Annotated in this window: 18 protein-coding genes; 7 read left to right on the top strand and 11 right to left on the bottom strand. The window is 29.6% G+C overall.

The window, feature by feature from the left end:
- Nucleotides 1-207: 207 nt before the first annotated feature.
- The 9 genes from L8W57_RS07420 to L8W57_RS07380 form a co-directional block, all read right to left on the bottom strand.
- On the bottom strand, nt 208-1,428 hold the full coding sequence (locus tag L8W57_RS07420) for an MFS transporter (protein ID WP_133318952.1): 1,221 nt from the start codon (nt 1,426-1,428) through the stop codon (nt 208-210).
- Nucleotides 1,429-1,430: 2 nt separating this feature from the next.
- Nucleotides 1,431-2,258, bottom strand: a complete 828-nt coding sequence (locus L8W57_RS07415) for a cysteine ABC transporter substrate-binding protein (RefSeq protein WP_133318953.1) — start codon at nt 2,256-2,258, stop codon at nt 1,431-1,433.
- Nucleotides 2,259-2,336: 78 nt separating this feature from the next.
- A complete protein-coding gene (locus L8W57_RS07410) occupies nt 2,337-3,074 on the bottom strand; it encodes an amino acid ABC transporter ATP-binding protein (protein ID WP_133318954.1) in 738 nt (245 codons plus the stop codon).
- 1 nt (nt 3,075) lies between these two features.
- A complete protein-coding gene (locus L8W57_RS07405) occupies nt 3,076-3,735 on the bottom strand; it encodes an amino acid ABC transporter permease (RefSeq protein WP_263662289.1) in 660 nt (219 codons plus the stop codon).
- On the bottom strand, nt 3,728-4,375 hold the full coding sequence (locus L8W57_RS07400) for an amino acid ABC transporter permease (protein ID WP_133318956.1): 648 nt from the start codon (nt 4,373-4,375) through the stop codon (nt 3,728-3,730). Before L8W57_RS07400 ends, L8W57_RS07405 begins: the two co-directional genes overlap by 8 nt.
- 44 nt (nt 4,376-4,419) lie before the next feature.
- Nucleotides 4,420-5,022, bottom strand: a complete 603-nt coding sequence (locus L8W57_RS07395; protein WP_133318957.1) for a Crp/Fnr family transcriptional regulator — start codon at nt 5,020-5,022, stop codon at nt 4,420-4,422.
- Nucleotides 5,015-6,838, bottom strand: coding sequence for an ATP-dependent DNA helicase RecG (recG, locus tag L8W57_RS07390; protein WP_263662288.1), 1,824 nt, complete (start codon nt 6,836-6,838; stop codon nt 5,015-5,017). Before recG ends, L8W57_RS07395 begins: the two co-directional genes overlap by 8 nt.
- Nucleotides 6,828-8,048, bottom strand: coding sequence for a M16 family metallopeptidase (locus tag L8W57_RS07385; protein WP_263662287.1), 1,221 nt, complete (start codon nt 8,046-8,048; stop codon nt 6,828-6,830). Before L8W57_RS07385 ends, recG begins: the two co-directional genes overlap by 11 nt.
- Entirely contained in the window at nt 8,048-9,094 is a 1,047-nt protein-coding gene (locus L8W57_RS07380; protein ID WP_133318960.1) for a dehypoxanthine futalosine cyclase, read from the bottom strand. The genes L8W57_RS07385 and L8W57_RS07380 overlap by 1 nt, the downstream gene beginning before the upstream one ends.
- Nucleotides 9,095-9,199: 105 nt before the next feature.
- Here L8W57_RS07380 and L8W57_RS07375 point away from each other — a divergent pair, with 105 nt between their 5' ends.
- The gene (locus tag L8W57_RS07375; protein ID WP_133318961.1) at nt 9,200-10,393 is read left to right on the top strand and encodes an MFS transporter; all 1,194 of its coding nucleotides are present in this window, start codon (nt 9,200-9,202) and stop codon (nt 10,391-10,393) included.
- On the opposite strand, the gene L8W57_RS07370 is transcribed toward L8W57_RS07375, so the two are convergent.
- Both L8W57_RS07370 and L8W57_RS07365 read right to left on the bottom strand, forming a co-directional pair.
- Nucleotides 10,390-11,172 carry a CheR family methyltransferase gene (locus L8W57_RS07370; protein ID WP_133318962.1) on the bottom strand — a complete coding sequence of 261 codons (783 nt, stop codon included), beginning with the start codon at nt 11,170-11,172 and terminating at the stop codon, nt 10,390-10,392. The two genes, L8W57_RS07375 and L8W57_RS07370, sit on opposite strands and share 4 nt — an antisense overlap.
- 11 nt (nt 11,173-11,183) lie before the next feature.
- Nucleotides 11,184-11,735 carry a CheB methylesterase domain-containing protein gene (locus L8W57_RS07365; RefSeq protein WP_133318963.1) on the bottom strand — a complete coding sequence of 184 codons (552 nt, stop codon included), beginning with the start codon at nt 11,733-11,735 and terminating at the stop codon, nt 11,184-11,186.
- Between the two features lie 144 nt (nt 11,736-11,879).
- Between L8W57_RS07365 and rpiB the strand changes: the two genes are divergently transcribed.
- Genes rpiB through ychF form a run of 6 tightly spaced genes read left to right on the top strand, consistent with a single transcriptional unit; the run spans nt 11,880 to nt 16,322 of the window.
- Entirely contained in the window at nt 11,880-12,317 is a 438-nt protein-coding gene (rpiB, locus tag L8W57_RS07360; RefSeq protein WP_263660291.1) for a ribose 5-phosphate isomerase B, read from the top strand.
- A complete protein-coding gene (locus L8W57_RS07355) occupies nt 12,314-12,646 on the top strand; it encodes a hypothetical protein (RefSeq protein WP_133318965.1) in 333 nt (110 codons plus the stop codon). The genes rpiB and L8W57_RS07355 overlap by 4 nt, the downstream gene beginning before the upstream one ends.
- Nucleotides 12,643-13,182 carry an adenine phosphoribosyltransferase gene (gene apt / locus L8W57_RS07350; RefSeq protein WP_412175284.1) on the top strand — a complete coding sequence of 180 codons (540 nt, stop codon included), beginning with the start codon at nt 12,643-12,645 and terminating at the stop codon, nt 13,180-13,182. Before L8W57_RS07355 ends, apt begins: the two co-directional genes overlap by 4 nt.
- Nucleotide 13,183: 1 nt before the next feature.
- Nucleotides 13,184-13,777 (top strand): DedA family protein, encoded by a 594-nt coding sequence (locus L8W57_RS07345; RefSeq protein ID WP_133318967.1) that lies wholly within the window; start codon nt 13,184-13,186, stop codon nt 13,775-13,777.
- Nucleotides 13,774-15,225, top strand: a complete 1,452-nt coding sequence (locus L8W57_RS07340; RefSeq protein WP_263662286.1) for a leucyl aminopeptidase — start codon at nt 13,774-13,776, stop codon at nt 15,223-15,225. Before L8W57_RS07345 ends, L8W57_RS07340 begins: the two co-directional genes overlap by 4 nt.
- A complete protein-coding gene (gene ychF, locus L8W57_RS07335) occupies nt 15,222-16,322 on the top strand; it encodes a redox-regulated ATPase YchF (protein WP_133318969.1) in 1,101 nt (366 codons plus the stop codon). Before L8W57_RS07340 ends, ychF begins: the two co-directional genes overlap by 4 nt.
- The last annotated feature ends 33 nt before the right edge of the window (nt 16,323-16,355 follow it).

Below are 16,355 nucleotides of genomic sequence, written 5' to 3'. Positions count from 1 at the left end.
TTTTTGTATATATTTATAGATACTGCATCAATATTATCTTTATGTTTTTTTAGTATAAATTACAAACAACTTTTCAACAGCAAAGCAATATTAACACTATGTTTATAAATTTAAGCTTAATTATAAACAATAATAAAATATTAGTATAATAAGAAGATATTATAAAAGTTTGAATGTATTGAAAAATAGAAGTTTAAATAAAAAATGTTATAAATTTTTAAAAGAGCTTTTTACTAAAAATATACTTAGCAAACTAGCAATAATTATAAAAATAATATAAATATAAAAATACTCCTTATATACAAAATTAACAATAAAAGGGGTTATAAAACCCAAAATCGCATAAGAAATATTATAAGCAAAAGAAAGACCACTCGATCTTAACTCTGTGGTAAAAATTTGAGTCATAAAAATAGGAGCAAAAGCTATAATACCTTGTGCAAAACAAGCAAGCAAATAAAATAACAAAAACCACTCATTATAAAAGCTAAAACTAATGCCAAAAATTCCAAAAAGTAAAGTGAAAATCAAACAAATTTTAAAATGTCCTAAAAAATCTGCTAAATATCCTTGCGCTAAACTTCCTAGTATGATCATCACTATGGCCAAATTTTGATATAACAAAGCAGTAGTTTTGCTAACTCCTAATAAGCTTTCAAAATATTGTGGCAGTATCATTAAAGTAGCCACCCCACTTGTTAAAACCACAGTAAGTAAAGCGCATATTAACATACTTTTTTTATGTGTTTTTAAAGCCTGCAAAAGTGGGAAATTTAAAATTTTTTCTTTTGCTTTTATATTTTTAAAAGCTGGTGTTTCATTTAATTTCGTGCGTAAAAATAAAGCCAATATACCAAAAAATCCTCCTATAAAAAAAGGAATTCTCCAAGCAAAGCTTTCTACTTCTTCTTTATCAAAATATGCATATATAGTCAAAGTCGCTAAATTTCCAAGCAATAAACCTAAAGTCAAAGTCGCTGAAATAAAACCAAGTGCCAAACCAAGTCTTTTTTTACTCACAAATTCACTCACAAAAATCCAAGCACCACTAACTTCAGCTCCTATGGCTAATCCTTGGGCTATCCTAATAACAAAAAGCATAAAAGTAGCCAAAAGCCCTATGTTTTCATAAGTAGGTAAAAAGGCCAAAACAAAACTTGGTACAACCATTAAAAGCATGCTAATATAAAAAACATTCTTACGCCCTTTTATATCTGCAAAATGCGCTAAAACAACAGCACCAAAAGGTCTGGCTAAATACCCTGCCCCAAAGGCTACATAAGTATAGATTAATGGCCAAAAATCATCATTTTGAGGAAAGAAAATTTTTGCAAAAACACTTGCAAAGAAGATAAATAAAACAAAATCATAAAATTCCAAAATACCACCTAAGGAAGCATAGATGGTATTTTTAAAAGCTTTTTGCATTATTAAATTTTGCCACCTTCGATTACTACATCATCAGCTTTTATATCATCGCTAAAAAATGGCTTTAAAGTTTCATCATAAGCTTTGTGGAAAAATTGTTCATTTTGTAATTTTAAAATCAAATCATTGATAAAATTTAACATAGCTTCGTCACCTTTTTTTACAGCAGGAGCTATAACATCATGATTTCCAAGTTCTTTAATCACTACTTCAAAATTTGGATTTTCTTTAGCCCAAGCAAAAAGCAATGCATTATCATGACTTAACGCATCACCTCTTTTACCAATTAAAGCTGCAAAAGTTTCTGTATTTTGATCAAATTTAATCGTTTTAATATCTGGCATATTTTTTGTAAAATACGCATCAGCTGTTGTGCCTTTATTTAAAATTAAAGTTTTATTTTTTAAATCATCTAAAGTTTCAATATCTGACCCTTTAGGAGCCACCACCCCAAGAGCAACTTTCATATAAGGTAATGCAAAATCAACCACAGCTTCTCTTTCTGGGGTTTTTGTAAAATTTGCTAAGATTAAATCTACTTTATTTGATTCTAAAAATTCTACTCTATTTGCTGCTTCAACAAGTACAAATTGCACTTTAGACTCATCTCCTAAAAGCTCTTTTGCTATGCGTTTAGCAAAATATACATCATAACCTTGATTTTTCCCTTGTGCATCTAGGTAGCCAAATGGAGGTTTATCGCCAAATACACCTATACGGATTACACCTTGCTGTTTGATTTTCTCTATGGAATTTTCATTAGAGCTTGAATTTGAGCATGCACTAAAAAAAAGTGCCATCAAAAATGATAAAAGAAAAAATTTTTTCATGTTTTATCCTTACGATTAAAAATTTAAATTTTTAAACCTTATATTATTTTTTTAAATAAATATTTTAAAAAAATAAAATTAACGATGAAAATCAAACAAATTGAGAAATTTTTTCGCACGATCTGTCTTTGGATTTTCAAAAAATTCATCAGGATTTGAAATTTCTACTATTTTACCATCATCCATAAAAACTATTTTATCAGCAACTGCTCTTGCAAAACCCATTTCATGTGTAACTATAAGCATAGTCATACCATCTTTTGCCAAATTTAAAATCACATCTAAAACTTCACGCACGATTTCAGGATCAAGCGCTGCTGTAACTTCATCAAAAAGCATGATTTCAGGGTTCATACAAAGACTTCTAACTATGGCTATGCGTTGCTTTTGTCCACCGCTTAATTCTTTAGGATAAGCTTTTATTTTATGCAAAAGTCCTACTCTATCAAGCCAGTATTTTGCTTCTTCTAAAACCTCTTCTTTTTTTCTTTTTTGCACCTTTAAAGGTCCTAAAAGTATATTTTGCTCAACATTTAAATGATCAAAAAGCTCATAAGATTGAAACACCATACCTATTTTTTGACGAATTTGAGTCCATTTTTTATAATTTTTATCAATTTTCTCATCATCTACTAAAATAGCTCCATCAGCCATTTCTTCTAGGCCATTAATACATCTTAAAAGTGTAGATTTCCCACAACCACTTGGACCTAGTATAACCACTACTTCTTTTTGATTTACTTCTAAATTAATATCTTTTAAAACATGATGATCATCATAATATTTTTGTAAATTTTGTATTTTTAAAATGCTCATATTAGCTCCATTTTTTCTCTAAAAACTTTGAATATACTGACAAAGGATAACAAAGTATAAAATAAATCAGTAAAATCAAACCATAAATCACAAAAGCCGCATAAGAATTTTGAAATAAATTAAGCTCAATCACTTGTTGACCTACTTTAATAAGCTCTATACCGCCGATTAGATAAATCACTGAAGTGCTTTTGATGATTCTTGTGAAAAGATTAATACTCATTGGTAATAATCTTCTCAAAGATAAAGGTATAATGATAAAAAGATAAACTTCAAATTTACTAAAACCTAGTGAAAGTCCTGACTCATACTGATGTTTTGGAATACTTGCTAAAGATGATCTAACCAAATCCATCATCTCAAATACACCCCAAATACTAAAAACAATAATACTTGAACCCAAAGCACTCAAATGCCATCCAAACCATTTCGCCAAGCCAAAATGCACTATAAAAAGCCAAACAATCAAAGGCATAATACGCACAAACTCAAGCATAAAACGACAAAAAACATAAAGGAATTTGTTTTTAGAATGCATTAAAATTCCAAAAAATACTCCTCCTATGAGTGAAATCAAAACGCTAATCAATGAAAGCTCTAAAGTAACCTTTAAACCTTGTGCTAGTCTAAAAAAGGTATCTTGATTTAAAATTTCAAACATAATTTAACCTTTTTTCTATACGGTTTAACACTAAAGATAAAGGTAAAATCAAGATCAAATAACAAAGCACCAAAGCAAATAATGCTTCGTTACTTTTATAATAAAGCCCTATAAGATCTTTAGCCACATATACTAAATCTGCTAAAGCAATAATGCTTACTACAGAAGTTTCTTTAAGTAAAAAAATGATATTTGCACTAATGCTTGGCATAGCTATACCCAAAGCTTGAGGCATAATAATATAACGGAAATTTTGCCATTTACTCAAACCCAAAGAAAGTCCTGATTCATATTGTTGTTTTTTAACCGCTTCCATACCCGCTCTTAAACTTTCAGCCATATAAGAACCACCTAAAAAACTAAGTCCTATCACAGCACAAGCAAAAGAGCTAAGTTGAATTCCAAATTCAGGTAAAGCATAATATAAAAAGAAAAGTTGGATTAGCAAAGGTGTGTTTCTTGAAAATTCTATATAAATTTTACAAATTGTGTTTAAAAAGGAAAATTTAAAATAACTCACTCCCACACAAAATAAACCTACTAAAAATGAAAAAAACACCCCATAAATAGCAAGTTTTAATGTAAGCCAAGAAGCTTGTATAAACATAGGGCTAAACTTGACTAAAAAATCAAAATCCATGAAACCATCCATACTTTAAAATATAATATTGTAACAAATAAGACTTAAAAAGACTTAATTAAATTTTGCATTTTTTCTTTATTTAAAATTACTATTTTACCTTTATTTGTGCAAATAAGCTCATTTTGTTTTAATTCTTTTAAAAAACGCGACAAAGATTCTGGGGGTAAATTTAAAATCACAGCGATTTCTTTTTGTTTTAAATTTTGTAGTTTTTCTTCATTTTCTAGTAAAAAGCTGACTAATCTTGACTTTAAATCCAAAGATTTTTGTCTGATAAAATTTTCTAAAATTCGAATTTTACCGATTAAAGAAGTCAAAAGTAAAAAACTAAATTCTCCGTTTTCTAAGCATAATTTTTTAAATTCATTAAAATCAAAAACACAAATTTCACAATCTTGCTCACAAATTGCATTGGCTGGGTAATCAATACCCTCAAACACGGGCATTTCAGCTATAAAATTTACCGGAGTTAGAGTGTGTAGTGTTAGCTCAAAACCTTTTGCATTTACCTTATATATACGCACTTTTCCACTTAGTAAAATGTAAATTTTATTTGCTTTTTCACCTTGAAAAAATAAAATATTTCCTTTCTTAAAATACTTCTTTTCGCCCTTTGAAATCAAAATTTCAAAATGTTTATCCATTTTTTTCTTCCATATTTTTAATACTTTCTTTTGCTTTTAAAACCAGTTCTTCATCATCTGCAAAATCAAAAAATTTAAAGTGATTTCCATGTTGCACTCTACCATCTAGCAAATCCCCACTTAACCTGTTTTTTAAATCAAGCTCAGCTATTTTAAACCCATCTAAAGTTTTAGCAAATTCAAGCAAACGACTTGGAATTTCTTTTTGCTTAGTATATAAATAACAAAAACTCTCAAGTCCTACTCTACCTACCCTACCTCGAAGCTGATGTAAGGTAGCAAGCCCAAGTCTTTCAGCCCCAACAACTACAATCACGCTTAGTCTTGGTAAAGAAATTCCCACTTCAACCACGGTCGTAGAAAGTAAAATCGTGCCTTTTTCTCTAAATTCTTGCAAAATTTGATCTTTATTTTTATCTTTTCCATGAGTCACATAAACATTTTTGTATTTGTTTATCCAATACCCTTGTGCTTGTTCTAGCGATAAATAATCTATATTTTCACTTTCATTTACCAAAGGATAAATGATGATTACTTGATGATTTTTAGCTAGTTCATCGTCGATTTTTTTAAGCAAATATTTAAAATCTTTATCTTGTATGCAAAAAGTTTTAATGTCTTTTTTAAAAGGCATTTGTTTAATAAAACTAAAATTTACAAGCTCACTTTGTATCATAGAAAGTGTTCTTGGTATAGGTGTAGCAGAAAATTGCACGATATGTGGAGCATATTGAGAGTTTTTACTAAGCTCACTTATTTTTTGTCTTTGATTAGAGCCAAAGCGATGTTGCTCATCTATCATCACTAAAACTGCTTCAAATTCTTCTTGATGAATGAGCGCATGTGTACCTATGATAAAATGGGCTTGTTCTTTTAATTTTGCTAAATCTTTATCTTTTTTACCACCCTTTAAAAGCAATACATTAACAAAATCAGGCAAAAGTCTTTTTGCTTCATGATAAATTTGCTCTGCTAATATACTAGTTGGAGCCATTAAAATAGCCTTTTTAGGATATACTAGCAAACTTGCAGCAAGTATGACCAAAGTCTTACCACAACCCACATCACCCATCACCACACGCCTTTTAGCGACTTTATTTTGCAAATCTTTTTTAATATCTTCTATTGCTAAAAACTGATCATTTGTAGGGCTAAATTCTAAACCCTTAAGCCAAGAGCTTATATCAAAAAGTTCTATTTCATAAGCATTTTGTGATATTTTTTTACCCTTTAAACGCCTTAAATGATTAAAAATTTCTATATATTTTAAGTCTTTAACTATGGCATTAAAATTTTCATAAAGAATTAAATCATCATAATTGTGTAAATTCAAAAGTAAATTGATATATTTTTGTTCTAAATTTAGCGCTTTTAAATTAGCTTCATTGACATATTTTAAAATAAGTTTTTTTATGCTTTCATCTTTAATAGAACTAATTTGGTATTTAGGGACTATTTGACCTATATTTTTTACTATTTTTGGGTTTATAAACTGCCAAATTCCATTAAAAAAATTTATCTTTGCATGGATACAAATTAAAGCATTATGTTTAAAAATTTTAAAATGCCACTTATTAGGATGAAAAATTACTATATTTGCTTTTATACCCCATTCTAAACATTCACAAAGTATAAAAAGTTGGGAGTGATGATTTTGTGTGCTAATAATTTTTACATTTTGAGTGCAAAATGTATCTTTTGGAAACTTTGAAATTCTAAAATCATCAAATTTTTTAGGTAAAATCAAAGCCAAATCGATACAATTTTTAACCCCTAAAGCATGAAGTAGTTTTAAGTCCTTTTCTTCAACTTTCATTTTCTATGCTTGCAAAACTCACTTTGGTAATTTCACTATGTGCTTTGATAAAGTCATTTAACTCATCTAAATTAGTGTTTTTAATCTTTTGCATTTCTTCTTTTAAATTTCCAAGTTTTAAACCATGCAAATATTCATTTAGCATTATATCTAGTCTTTTAGCCAAGTTTTCATACCTTAAAGGCATAGAGCCTACTAAAAATTGTTTAGCTAGTTGAAATTCTTTTTCATTGACTCCATTTTGGACAAAGTTTTCAAAAACTTCCTTAACTAAAGCTTTAGCCTCATTAGAACTTTCATTTTTAGTTTGCAAATACCCAAAAACTCTACTATAATTTAAATTTACATCAAGCATAGCATATGCTGAATACGCCAAGCCTCTTTTTACACGCACTTCTTCCATCAAACGCGAACCAAAACCACCTTGACCTAAAATAAACAAAGCAAGTTTAGCTAAATACATTTTCTCATCATTAATTTGTATATTAAATGGAGAGCAAAAGTATATATAAGCTTGCTCAGTGCTTTTTTGCTCACTTACTTCTATACTCTCATCAACGAGCTTGTAGCTTTTGTTTTGATTTGGGGCGTTTCTTTTTAGAATTTGGCAAATTTTTTCTACTTTAATCTTTACTTCATCTTCTTTAATATCTCCACCAAAAACAAATAAAGCATTATCAAGTACTAAATTTTCACTCATAAAATCTTGTAATTCTTTTAAACTAATCTTTTCTATGCTTTCTTTAGTCCCATCAAGACCACTAGCAAAAATTTCATCTTTGAAAACATTCTTATTCAAAAGTCTTTTTGCTTGATAATCATAATCAGTATTTAAACTTGCAAGCTCACCTAAAGCTAAAGTTTTTAATCTTTGTAAGATTTTTTCTTCAAAACGCACATTTAAAAACAATTCTTGTAATTTTTCTAAAGCAAAATCAAAATGTTCTTTCAAGCATTTAATACTAATTTGAAAATGTTCAAAACTAGCCTTAGCATAAAGCTCTATAGCACGGTATTCTAAGCTTTTAAAGAACTCATCATTACTTCCTTCATTTAAAAGCCTAGCAAGCATACTTGCACAACCTCTATTGTGTTTTTCTGCTATTTTTCCACTATTTTTAAAAATGAGCTTAAAAAATACTACAGGAAGCTCATTTTCATACTCATATATTATGTCTATTTTAGTTTCATTAAAGTCTAAATTTAACATTAAAACCTTTCTAAAATATTATAAGCTGTATCGCGTTTGGCAGGTAATTCCCCTATATCTTTAATAAGTTCTATCATTTGTTCTTGATTCATTCTATATTTTGCACCAGCTGCGGCTACAACATTTTCTTCCATCATAGTTGAACCTAAATCATTTGCACCAAATTTTAAAGCAAGTTGGCCTATTAAAGAGCCTTGTGTTACCCATGAACTTTGTAAATTTTTAAAATTATCTAAATATAATCTTGCCAAAGCTAGTAATCTTAAATACCTATTAGAGCTTTGCTTGATGATTTCAGGGTGTTTTTTAATCAAAGGGGTATTTTCACTTTGAAACGACCATAAAATAAAAGCTCTAAAGCCATTTGTTTTATCTTGTAGATTTCTTAAATGATCAAAATGTTCGATGATTTCCTCATCATTTTCAACTGTACCAAACATCATTGTAGCAGTACTTTTCATACCTATATTATGCGCACTCTCATGCACCCTAAGCCAAGTAGCTGTGTCACATTTGTGTGGCGCTATAATATCTCTCACCCTATCGCTTAATACTTCAGCACCCGCTCCAGGTATAGAAAAAAGTCCTTTGACTTGTAATCTTTTTAAAACCTCTTCTATAGAAATTTTAGAAACTCTTGCTATATAAGCTATCTCTACTGCTGAAAAACCATGCACGGTAATAGTTGGATAATTAGTTTTTATATAAGAAAGCAAATCTTCATACCATTCTATTTTAAGTTTTGGATGTACCCCGCCTTGAAATAAAATTTGCGTTCCACCTATGGCTTGTAATTCTTCTATTTTTTGCCCTATTTCTTCATATTTTAAAATATAAGAATCATCATCTTTTTCTTTTCTACAAAAAGCACAAAAATCACAATCAATACAGCAAATATTTGTATAATTTATATTTCTATCTACCACAAAAGTAGTTATTTTTTCAGGATGAAGCTCTAATTTTCTCTCATAAGCCATTGCACCTAGTTCATATAAAGGTGCATTTTGGAGCAAATTTAACGCTTCTTTTTTACTTAATCTACTCATTCTTAAACCTTTTTTGTAAAAAGGATTATTATAACATTTAAATGTAAAATAATCTTAAAGACGATATAATCAAGCCCTTTAATTTCATATATTCATAGGATACTCATGACTTATAGGTCTTTACTTAAAAATAATAAAACTTTTCGCCTTTTAGCAATAGTACAATTTATAAGTTATTTTGGTGCGTGGTTTTCTCAAGTAGGTGTTTTTACCCTTTTAACCAAAGAACTCGGTGCACCTGCTAATATCATAGGTTTTTCAGCTATTTTTGTTTTTTTACCTTCTATTATACTTGCACCTATAAATGGGGTTATAGTAGATAGATTTAAACCTAAGAATTTATTACTTACAATGATTAGTATTGAAATGATTTCTATTTTTATGTTAATTTTTGTAAATTCTTTAGCCATGCTTTGGTTGTTATACTTTTTAACCTTTGTTCGTATGGCGGTTGCAAGTATGTATTTTCAAACAGAAATGTCAGTTTTACCTAAAATTTTAACCCCACAAGAATTAAAACTAGGCAATGAGCTTCATAGTATCATATGGGCTGTATCATATGCTTTGGGTATGGGTGCAGCAGGGCTTTTTATAGATCTTTTTGGAGTAAAGCCAGCCTTTATAGCTGATACTTTAATGCTATTTTGTGCTATGCTTATACTTAAAACTTTGATTTTACCTAATGAAAAAAATACCACACAAAATAATCTTTTTATATTAATCAAAGAAGGCTTAGTTTATGTATTTAATAATAAAAAAATCATTCATTTGATTTTACTTCATGGGGTTGTAGGGATAACTGCTTATGATGTTTTAATCACTCTTTTAGCAGAATATGAATACGCAAAAGTTATTTCCATACCTCTAGCCATAGGGCTTTCTAATGCCATAAGAGCCATATCTTTACTTATAGGCCCTTATGTGCTTAGTCCTTATATTAATAAAAACACTTTGGTATATTTATACTTAGCGCAAGGTGTAGGTATAATGCTTTGGGCTTGCTTGCAATTTAACTTTTATCTTGCTTTTGTAGGCTTGGTAATGGCTGGTTTTTGCACTTCATCTTTATGGAGCTATACCTATACACTTTTGCAAAATGATTGCGACAAAAGATACTATGGCAGAGTGATTGCCTACAATGATATGGTATATTTAACCTTTAGTGCAATTATTGCTTTTTCAACAGGATATTTATTTGAATTTTATGGAATAAAACTAAGTCATTTTACTTTTGGCTTAGGAGTATGTTTTATCTTTGCAGCAATTTATTGGTGGTGGTTTAATAAAAAATATAATTAATCCACCTTAGAATAATAAACTCCACCTGCTGAAAAGTTTTTTTCAAAATAAGCTGTTTCAGGCACAAGATCTGACTTTCCTGGGTAAATTCTACCTTCTTTATTCAATATCCTATAAAAACGCTCCATAAGTCTTATTTTAAAATCTTGATCAAAATATATCATCATATTTCTTGAAAAAATCACATCAAATTTTCCAAATTTAAATAAAGAATCATCAAAGACATTACAAAGATCAAAACGGCATCTGCAAGCTAGGGTTTCTTTTTTAAGATGATACATTCTATCTTTTACATCAAAATAACGCGTTTTTTGCATAGTGTTTAATCTAGATACTGAACGCTCTGAATAAATCATTTCATTACATTTATCTATCATTTTTTTATTAATATCTATACCAACTATATTCATACCTTTAACAAAATTCTCACTTGCTAAAATAGCTAAAGAATACACTTCTTCGCCGCTTGAACATGGAGCACAAAGCACATTTACAGGGCGATCAAGAGATTTTATATAAAAAATCACATCTTTTAATTGCTCTAATTCTCTAAAAAAATAAGTCTCACAAACTGTAATAAAATCCATAGTTTCTTGTTTTAAATTTCTTTGAAACTGCACTTTTTCATTTAATTCACTAAGACTGCTCAAGCCTAATTCTTGTAAAAATTTAGGAAGTTTAATAGATAATATATCCTTTTTCGCATTTAAGTTATTTCCACTTATTTGCTCTACGATTTTTACAAAATCATTCATTTCATTTTCTGTAATCTTTATCATCTTTTTTTGTCCTACGATTTGATGAAATTTGTTATTTCTTTTTTGAGTTCTATTAAACTCATAGGTTTTAAATTTGGATTAGTATCTCTAGCTTTTTTTGGCATACCATATACTATAGAATCTGCCTCATTTTCGCACAAACACCTTACTCCTGCTTTATAAAGTTCAAACAAAGACTTAGCACCATCATCGCCCATTCCTGTCATAATCAAAGCTAAAATTTTATGATATTTGCAAAGATTAACAGCAGAATTAAATAGCACATCAATCCCTGGATTAAAACTACTAGTTTCATCTGTAGTATTTAATGTTAAGGTATTGTTGCCACTTAAAATCATATTTCTTTGACAAATATAAATTTTATTTTTCAAAACTTCCTTATCACTTGGTATAATCACCTCGCTTAATGCTTCTTTGTTAAATTGATTTACAAAAGAAGGAATAAACGCAGGATTCATATGCTGAGCAATCACTACTGCACAATCTTTCAATTCTACATCATTTAGTAAAAACTTTAGTTGGCTTGGGCCACCTGTTGAAGAACCAATTAGTATAAGCTTCATTTTTTACCTTAAATAATTATTGTTATTATATCAAATAAATATTTGAAAACATAAAAAAATAATTATATATAAGAAAGAAAAATTTTAATTAAATATGATAAAATTAATACTTTAAAATTTCAAAAATGATAAAGTGAATGTTAAATGTTAAGAGAAAAAATTTATATTGCAAGCGATCATGCTGGTTTTATTTTAAAGCAAGAAATTACTAAATTTTTACAAGAAAAAAATATTACTTTTGAAGACTTAGGTCCTTTTAGTGAGGATCGTTGTGATTATCCTGATTATGCACATTTATTAAGCTCTAAAATAAATGAAAAAAGTTTTGGAATTTTAGTATGCGGATCAGGAATTGGTATGAGTATAGCAGCAAATCGTCATAAAAATATACGCTGTGCTTTGTGTAACGAATCTTTAAGTGCTAAACTTTCAAGAGAACATAATGATGCAAATGTTTTAGCGCTAGGAGCTAGATTAATAGGGGTTGATATGGCTTTTGAAATTATCTCAAATTTTATCAACACTTCTTTTAGCGGCGGAAGACATTGCACAAGAATTAGCAAAATAGAGGAAAGATTATGATCTTAAGTTGGCTTGTATTAACTGTATTAATTTGTATTAGTATTTATATGACTATTATGCTACTTTATTATAAAACCCTGCTTCATAAAGAAAAAGTGGCAAAAGAATTTATAAAAAACAACCTTGATGATACTGAAATTGTTATTAGAAAACTACAAGTACAACTTCAAAGAAGTTTGGGTAATATTGATATTTTAACTGAAGAATTAAACAAAAGTAAAGCAGACTTAACCTCTCTTAGAACAAGAAATTCACAATATCGTATTGAAAATGAAAAACTAAGACAAAGAATCAAAGAATTAGAAGCAAAAATAGAGGCATTATTATGATAAAAGAGCAAGATAAAAAATATTTACTAGATAGCATTAGAGCTATTAAGGATTTTCCAAAAGAAGGGATTGTTTTTAGAGATATTACTACTTTATTAAACAACAAAGAAGCATTTGCGTTTTTAATGGATCATTTAGTTGAAAAATATCAAAACGCAAAGCTTGATTATATCGTTGGTATAGAAAGTAGAGGTTTTATTTTTGGAGCTGCCTTGAGCGCTAGATTAAGACTTCCTTTTGTACCTATAAGAAAACCTGGAAAGCTACCTTCAAAATGCTTACAAGAATCTTATAGTTTAGAATATGGCAGTGATACTATAGAAATTCATATCGATGCTTTTAATAATCAAAAAGCAAATGTTTTACTTATAGATGATCTTATCGCTACAGGTGGCACAGCTATCGCTGCTGTGAAACTTATAGAAAAACTCGATGCAAAATGTGTTGAAGCTTGTTTTTTACTAGAGTTAAAAGATCTAGATGGTGCTAAAGAATTAGCTAAATTAACTTCTGTTTATAGTGTTTTAGAGGTATAAAATGGAAGAATTTTTAAAACAACTTTTGTATGATTATAAAAATTGGGCTTATATTATTGTGTTTTTATGGTGCATACTTGAAGGAGAACTTGCACTTATTTTAGCAGGTATTTTTGCACATGAAGGCCATGTAAATTTAGGACTTATTATTTTTATAGCAGGCTTAGGTGGCTTTGTAGGCGATCAAATATATTTTTATATAGGAAGATATAACAAAAAATACATTCAGAAAAAACTTCGCACCCAAAGGCGTAAATTTGCCATAGCACATTTACTTTTACAGCGTTTTGGCTGGCCTATTATCTTCATACAAAGATATATGTATGGTTTTAGAACTATTATACCTATGAGTATAGGATTAACTCGCTATAGTGCTAAAAAATTTGCGTTTATTAATCTTATTAGTGCGTGGGCTTGGGCTGCTATAACTATTTTACTTGCATGGTTTTTTGGAAAAGAAATTTGGCTTGCAGTAGAATGGGCTGGAAATCATTGGTATTTTGCAGTGCCAATTATTGCTGGCTTTTTATTAGCTTTATTTTTAGGAATGAAACAAATAGAAAAATCAATACTTACAAGAAGGACTCGCAAATGACTTTTAATTTTATAGAAGAAAATATCGGCTCTATAAATGCTGATTTTGAAATCATTTTAATACAAGATAAAAAAATAGAAAAATACACTCAAAGTCAAGAACTTTTCAAGCTTTCAAGCTATAAAGGTGAAGGAATTTGCATAGATATGCAAAATAAAATTCTTTATAGTGAACTTAAAAGCTTAGAATATGAAGATATAAGGCTTGCTTTTGCAAATGCATACAAAGCTTTAAAAAAACTTGAAATTCAAAGCGTAAAAACAAAAAGTGTTATAGGAAAATGTGTAGTAAATAGCTTTAATGCTATGATTCAAGGATTTACTTTTGGTGCTTATGAATTTAACAAATACAAAAAAGAAAAAACACCAAGCAAATTAGAAAATATCTTCATTGCAAAAGATGAAATTAATGATAAAACATATAACCTAGAAGAAGCTTGCATAGGTATAAACTATGGTCAAATTTTTTCAAATGCTTGTGATTTTGCAAAAAATATCGTTAATGAAATCCCACAAATTTACACTCCTGCCAAAATGGCCGAAGATGCGCTTGAACTGAGCCAAAATAATTCTAATATTTCATGTAAAATTTATGAAAGCGATTTCTTAGAGCAAGAAAAAATGCAAGCATTTTTAGCAGTAAATCGTGCTTCAATTCATCCTCCAAAACTCATTCATCTTTCTTATAAACCACAAAATCCAAAAATGAAAGTAGTGTTTGTAGGTAAAGGGCTAACTTATGATAGTGGTGGACTTAGTTTAAAACCTGCTGATTACATGCTAACGATGAAATCAGATAAAAGCGGCGGTGCGGCTGCAATGGCTATTATTAAAGGTGCAAGCGAGTTAAACCTTGATATAGAAGTTCATTCTATCATCGGCGCAACTGAAAACATGATAGGCGGAAATGCTTACAAGCCTGATGATGTGCTTATTTCAAGAGAAGGTGTGAGTATAGAGGTTAGAAATACCGACGCAGAAGGAAGATTAGTTTTAGCAGATTGTCTTTCGCTTGCTCAAGATCTAAAACCTGATTTATTAATAGATCTTGCTACTTTAACTGGAGCTTGCGTAGTAGGACTTGGAGAATACACAAGTGCCATTATGGGAAATAATGAAGATTTGCAAAATGAATTTTATAAAATAAGTAAAAAAAGTGGAGATTTAGCTACTATTTTACATTTTAATCCGCACTTAAAAGAGCTTATAAAATCAAACATAGCAGATGTTAGTAATACCTCTTCAAGTCGTTATGGCGGGGCCATTACTGCGGGATTATTTTTAAATTCTTTCATTAGAGAAGAATACAAAGACAAATGGCTACATTTAGACATTGCAGGACCAGCTTATTTAGAAAAAGCTTGGGGTTATCACTGTTTTGGTGCAACCGGAGCAGGTGTTAGAATGTGCCTTTCATATTTACTTTATCTTTCAAGGAAACAAAAATGAGTTTATCAGTTGGTATAGTAGGACTTCCAAATGTTGGAAAATCTACCACTTTTAACGCTCTAACAAGAGCACAAAATGCTGAAAGTGCAAACTATCCATTTTGCACCATAGAACCAAACAAAGCAGTGGTACCTGTGCCTGATCATCGCTTAAAAGAACTAGCAAAAATTGTTAATCCACAAAAAATTATACGCTCAAATATAGAATTTGTTGATATAGCAGGCTTAGTAGCAGGAGCTAGCAAAGGCGAGGGCTTGGGTAATAAATTTTTATCTAACATACGCGAAACAGAGATGATTTTACATATTGTGCGTTGTTTTGATGATGAAAATATCACCCATGTTGCGGGCAGTGTTGATCCTGTGCGTGATGTACAAATCATAGAAACAGAACTTATACTAGCAGATATAGAACAACTTAGCAAAAAAATAGAAAAACTCACTAAAGGTGCAAAGGCCAATGAAAAAGGTGCAAAAGAAAGTTTAGCTTTAGCTAATGAACTTTTAGAGCATTTAAATCAAAATAATAGCGCAAGTTCTTTTGCTAATAAAAATGAAATCTATCATGCTCTTATAAAAGAACTAAGATTGCTTTCAGCTAAAGAAGTGATATATGGAGCAAATGTAGATGAGAATTCGCTTTTAGAAGATAATGAATTTGTAAAAGATCTTAAAGAATTTGCAGCAAAATCAGGCCATGAAGTAATCAAACTTTGCTCTAAAATAGAAGAAGAAATGATAGCTTTAAGCGATGAAGAAAATTATGAATTTTTAAAATCTTTAGGTATAGAAAGTAGCGGGCTTGAAGTAGTTATACGCACAGCATTTTCAAAGCTAAACTTGATTAGCTATTTTACAGCAGGTCAAGTAGAAGTTAGATCATGGACTATACAAAGAGGTTGGAAAGCACCAAAAGCAGCAAGCGTGATCCATAATGACTTTGAAAAAGGTTTTATCAAAGCTGAAGTAATTTCTTATGAGGATTATATCGCTTGCAAAGGCGAAAGTGGTGCTAAAGAAGCAGGAAAACTACGCCTTGAAGGGAAAGATTATATCGTACAAGATGGCGATGTAATGCATTTTAGATTTAATGTTTAATTTCAATTGCAAGCTAAAACAGCTTGCAATCTC

Source organism: Campylobacter sp. IFREMER_LSEM_CL1890 (assembly GCF_025772045.1).
GTDB lineage: Bacteria > Campylobacterota > Campylobacteria > Campylobacterales > Campylobacteraceae > Campylobacter_D > Campylobacter_D lari_D.
This window is presented reverse-complemented; position numbering and strand designations above follow the sequence as displayed.

What these genes read in the sequence shown, in the direction of transcription:
- L8W57_RS07420 (WP_133318952.1), bottom strand. Translation starts at nt 1,428, where the DNA reads ATGCAAAAAGCTTTTAAAAATACCATCTATGCTTCCTTAGGTGGTATT.
- L8W57_RS07415 (WP_133318953.1), bottom strand. Translation starts at nt 2,258, where the DNA reads ATGAAAAAATTTTTTCTTTTATCATTTTTGATGGCACTTTTTTTTAGT.
- L8W57_RS07410 (WP_133318954.1), bottom strand. Translation starts at nt 3,074, where the DNA reads ATGAGCATTTTAAAAATACAAAATTTACAAAAATATTATGATGATCAT.
- L8W57_RS07405 (WP_263662289.1), bottom strand. Translation starts at nt 3,735, where the DNA reads ATGTTTGAAATTTTAAATCAAGATACCTTTTTTAGACTAGCACAAGGT.
- L8W57_RS07400 (WP_133318956.1), bottom strand. Translation starts at nt 4,375, where the DNA reads ATGGATTTTGATTTTTTAGTCAAGTTTAGCCCTATGTTTATACAAGCT.
- L8W57_RS07395 (WP_133318957.1), bottom strand. Translation starts at nt 5,022, where the DNA reads ATGGATAAACATTTTGAAATTTTGATTTCAAAGGGCGAAAAGAAGTAT.
- recG (WP_263662288.1), bottom strand. Translation starts at nt 6,838, where the DNA reads ATGAAAGTTGAAGAAAAGGACTTAAAACTACTTCATGCTTTAGGGGTT.
- L8W57_RS07385 (WP_263662287.1), bottom strand. Translation starts at nt 8,048, where the DNA reads ATGTTAAATTTAGACTTTAATGAAACTAAAATAGACATAATATATGAG.
- L8W57_RS07380 (WP_133318960.1), bottom strand. Translation starts at nt 9,094, where the DNA reads ATGAGTAGATTAAGTAAAAAAGAAGCGTTAAATTTGCTCCAAAATGCA.
- L8W57_RS07375 (WP_133318961.1), top strand. Translation starts at nt 9,200, where the DNA reads ATGACTTATAGGTCTTTACTTAAAAATAATAAAACTTTTCGCCTTTTA.
- L8W57_RS07370 (WP_133318962.1), bottom strand. Translation starts at nt 11,172, where the DNA reads ATGATAAAGATTACAGAAAATGAAATGAATGATTTTGTAAAAATCGTA.
- L8W57_RS07365 (WP_133318963.1), bottom strand. Translation starts at nt 11,735, where the DNA reads ATGAAGCTTATACTAATTGGTTCTTCAACAGGTGGCCCAAGCCAACTA.
- rpiB (WP_263660291.1), top strand. Translation starts at nt 11,880, where the DNA reads ATGTTAAGAGAAAAAATTTATATTGCAAGCGATCATGCTGGTTTTATT.
- L8W57_RS07355 (WP_133318965.1), top strand. Translation starts at nt 12,314, where the DNA reads ATGATCTTAAGTTGGCTTGTATTAACTGTATTAATTTGTATTAGTATT.
- apt (WP_412175284.1), top strand. Translation starts at nt 12,643, where the DNA reads ATGATAAAAGAGCAAGATAAAAAATATTTACTAGATAGCATTAGAGCT.
- L8W57_RS07345 (WP_133318967.1), top strand. Translation starts at nt 13,184, where the DNA reads ATGGAAGAATTTTTAAAACAACTTTTGTATGATTATAAAAATTGGGCT.
- L8W57_RS07340 (WP_263662286.1), top strand. Translation starts at nt 13,774, where the DNA reads ATGACTTTTAATTTTATAGAAGAAAATATCGGCTCTATAAATGCTGAT.
- ychF (WP_133318969.1), top strand. Translation starts at nt 15,222, where the DNA reads ATGAGTTTATCAGTTGGTATAGTAGGACTTCCAAATGTTGGAAAATCT.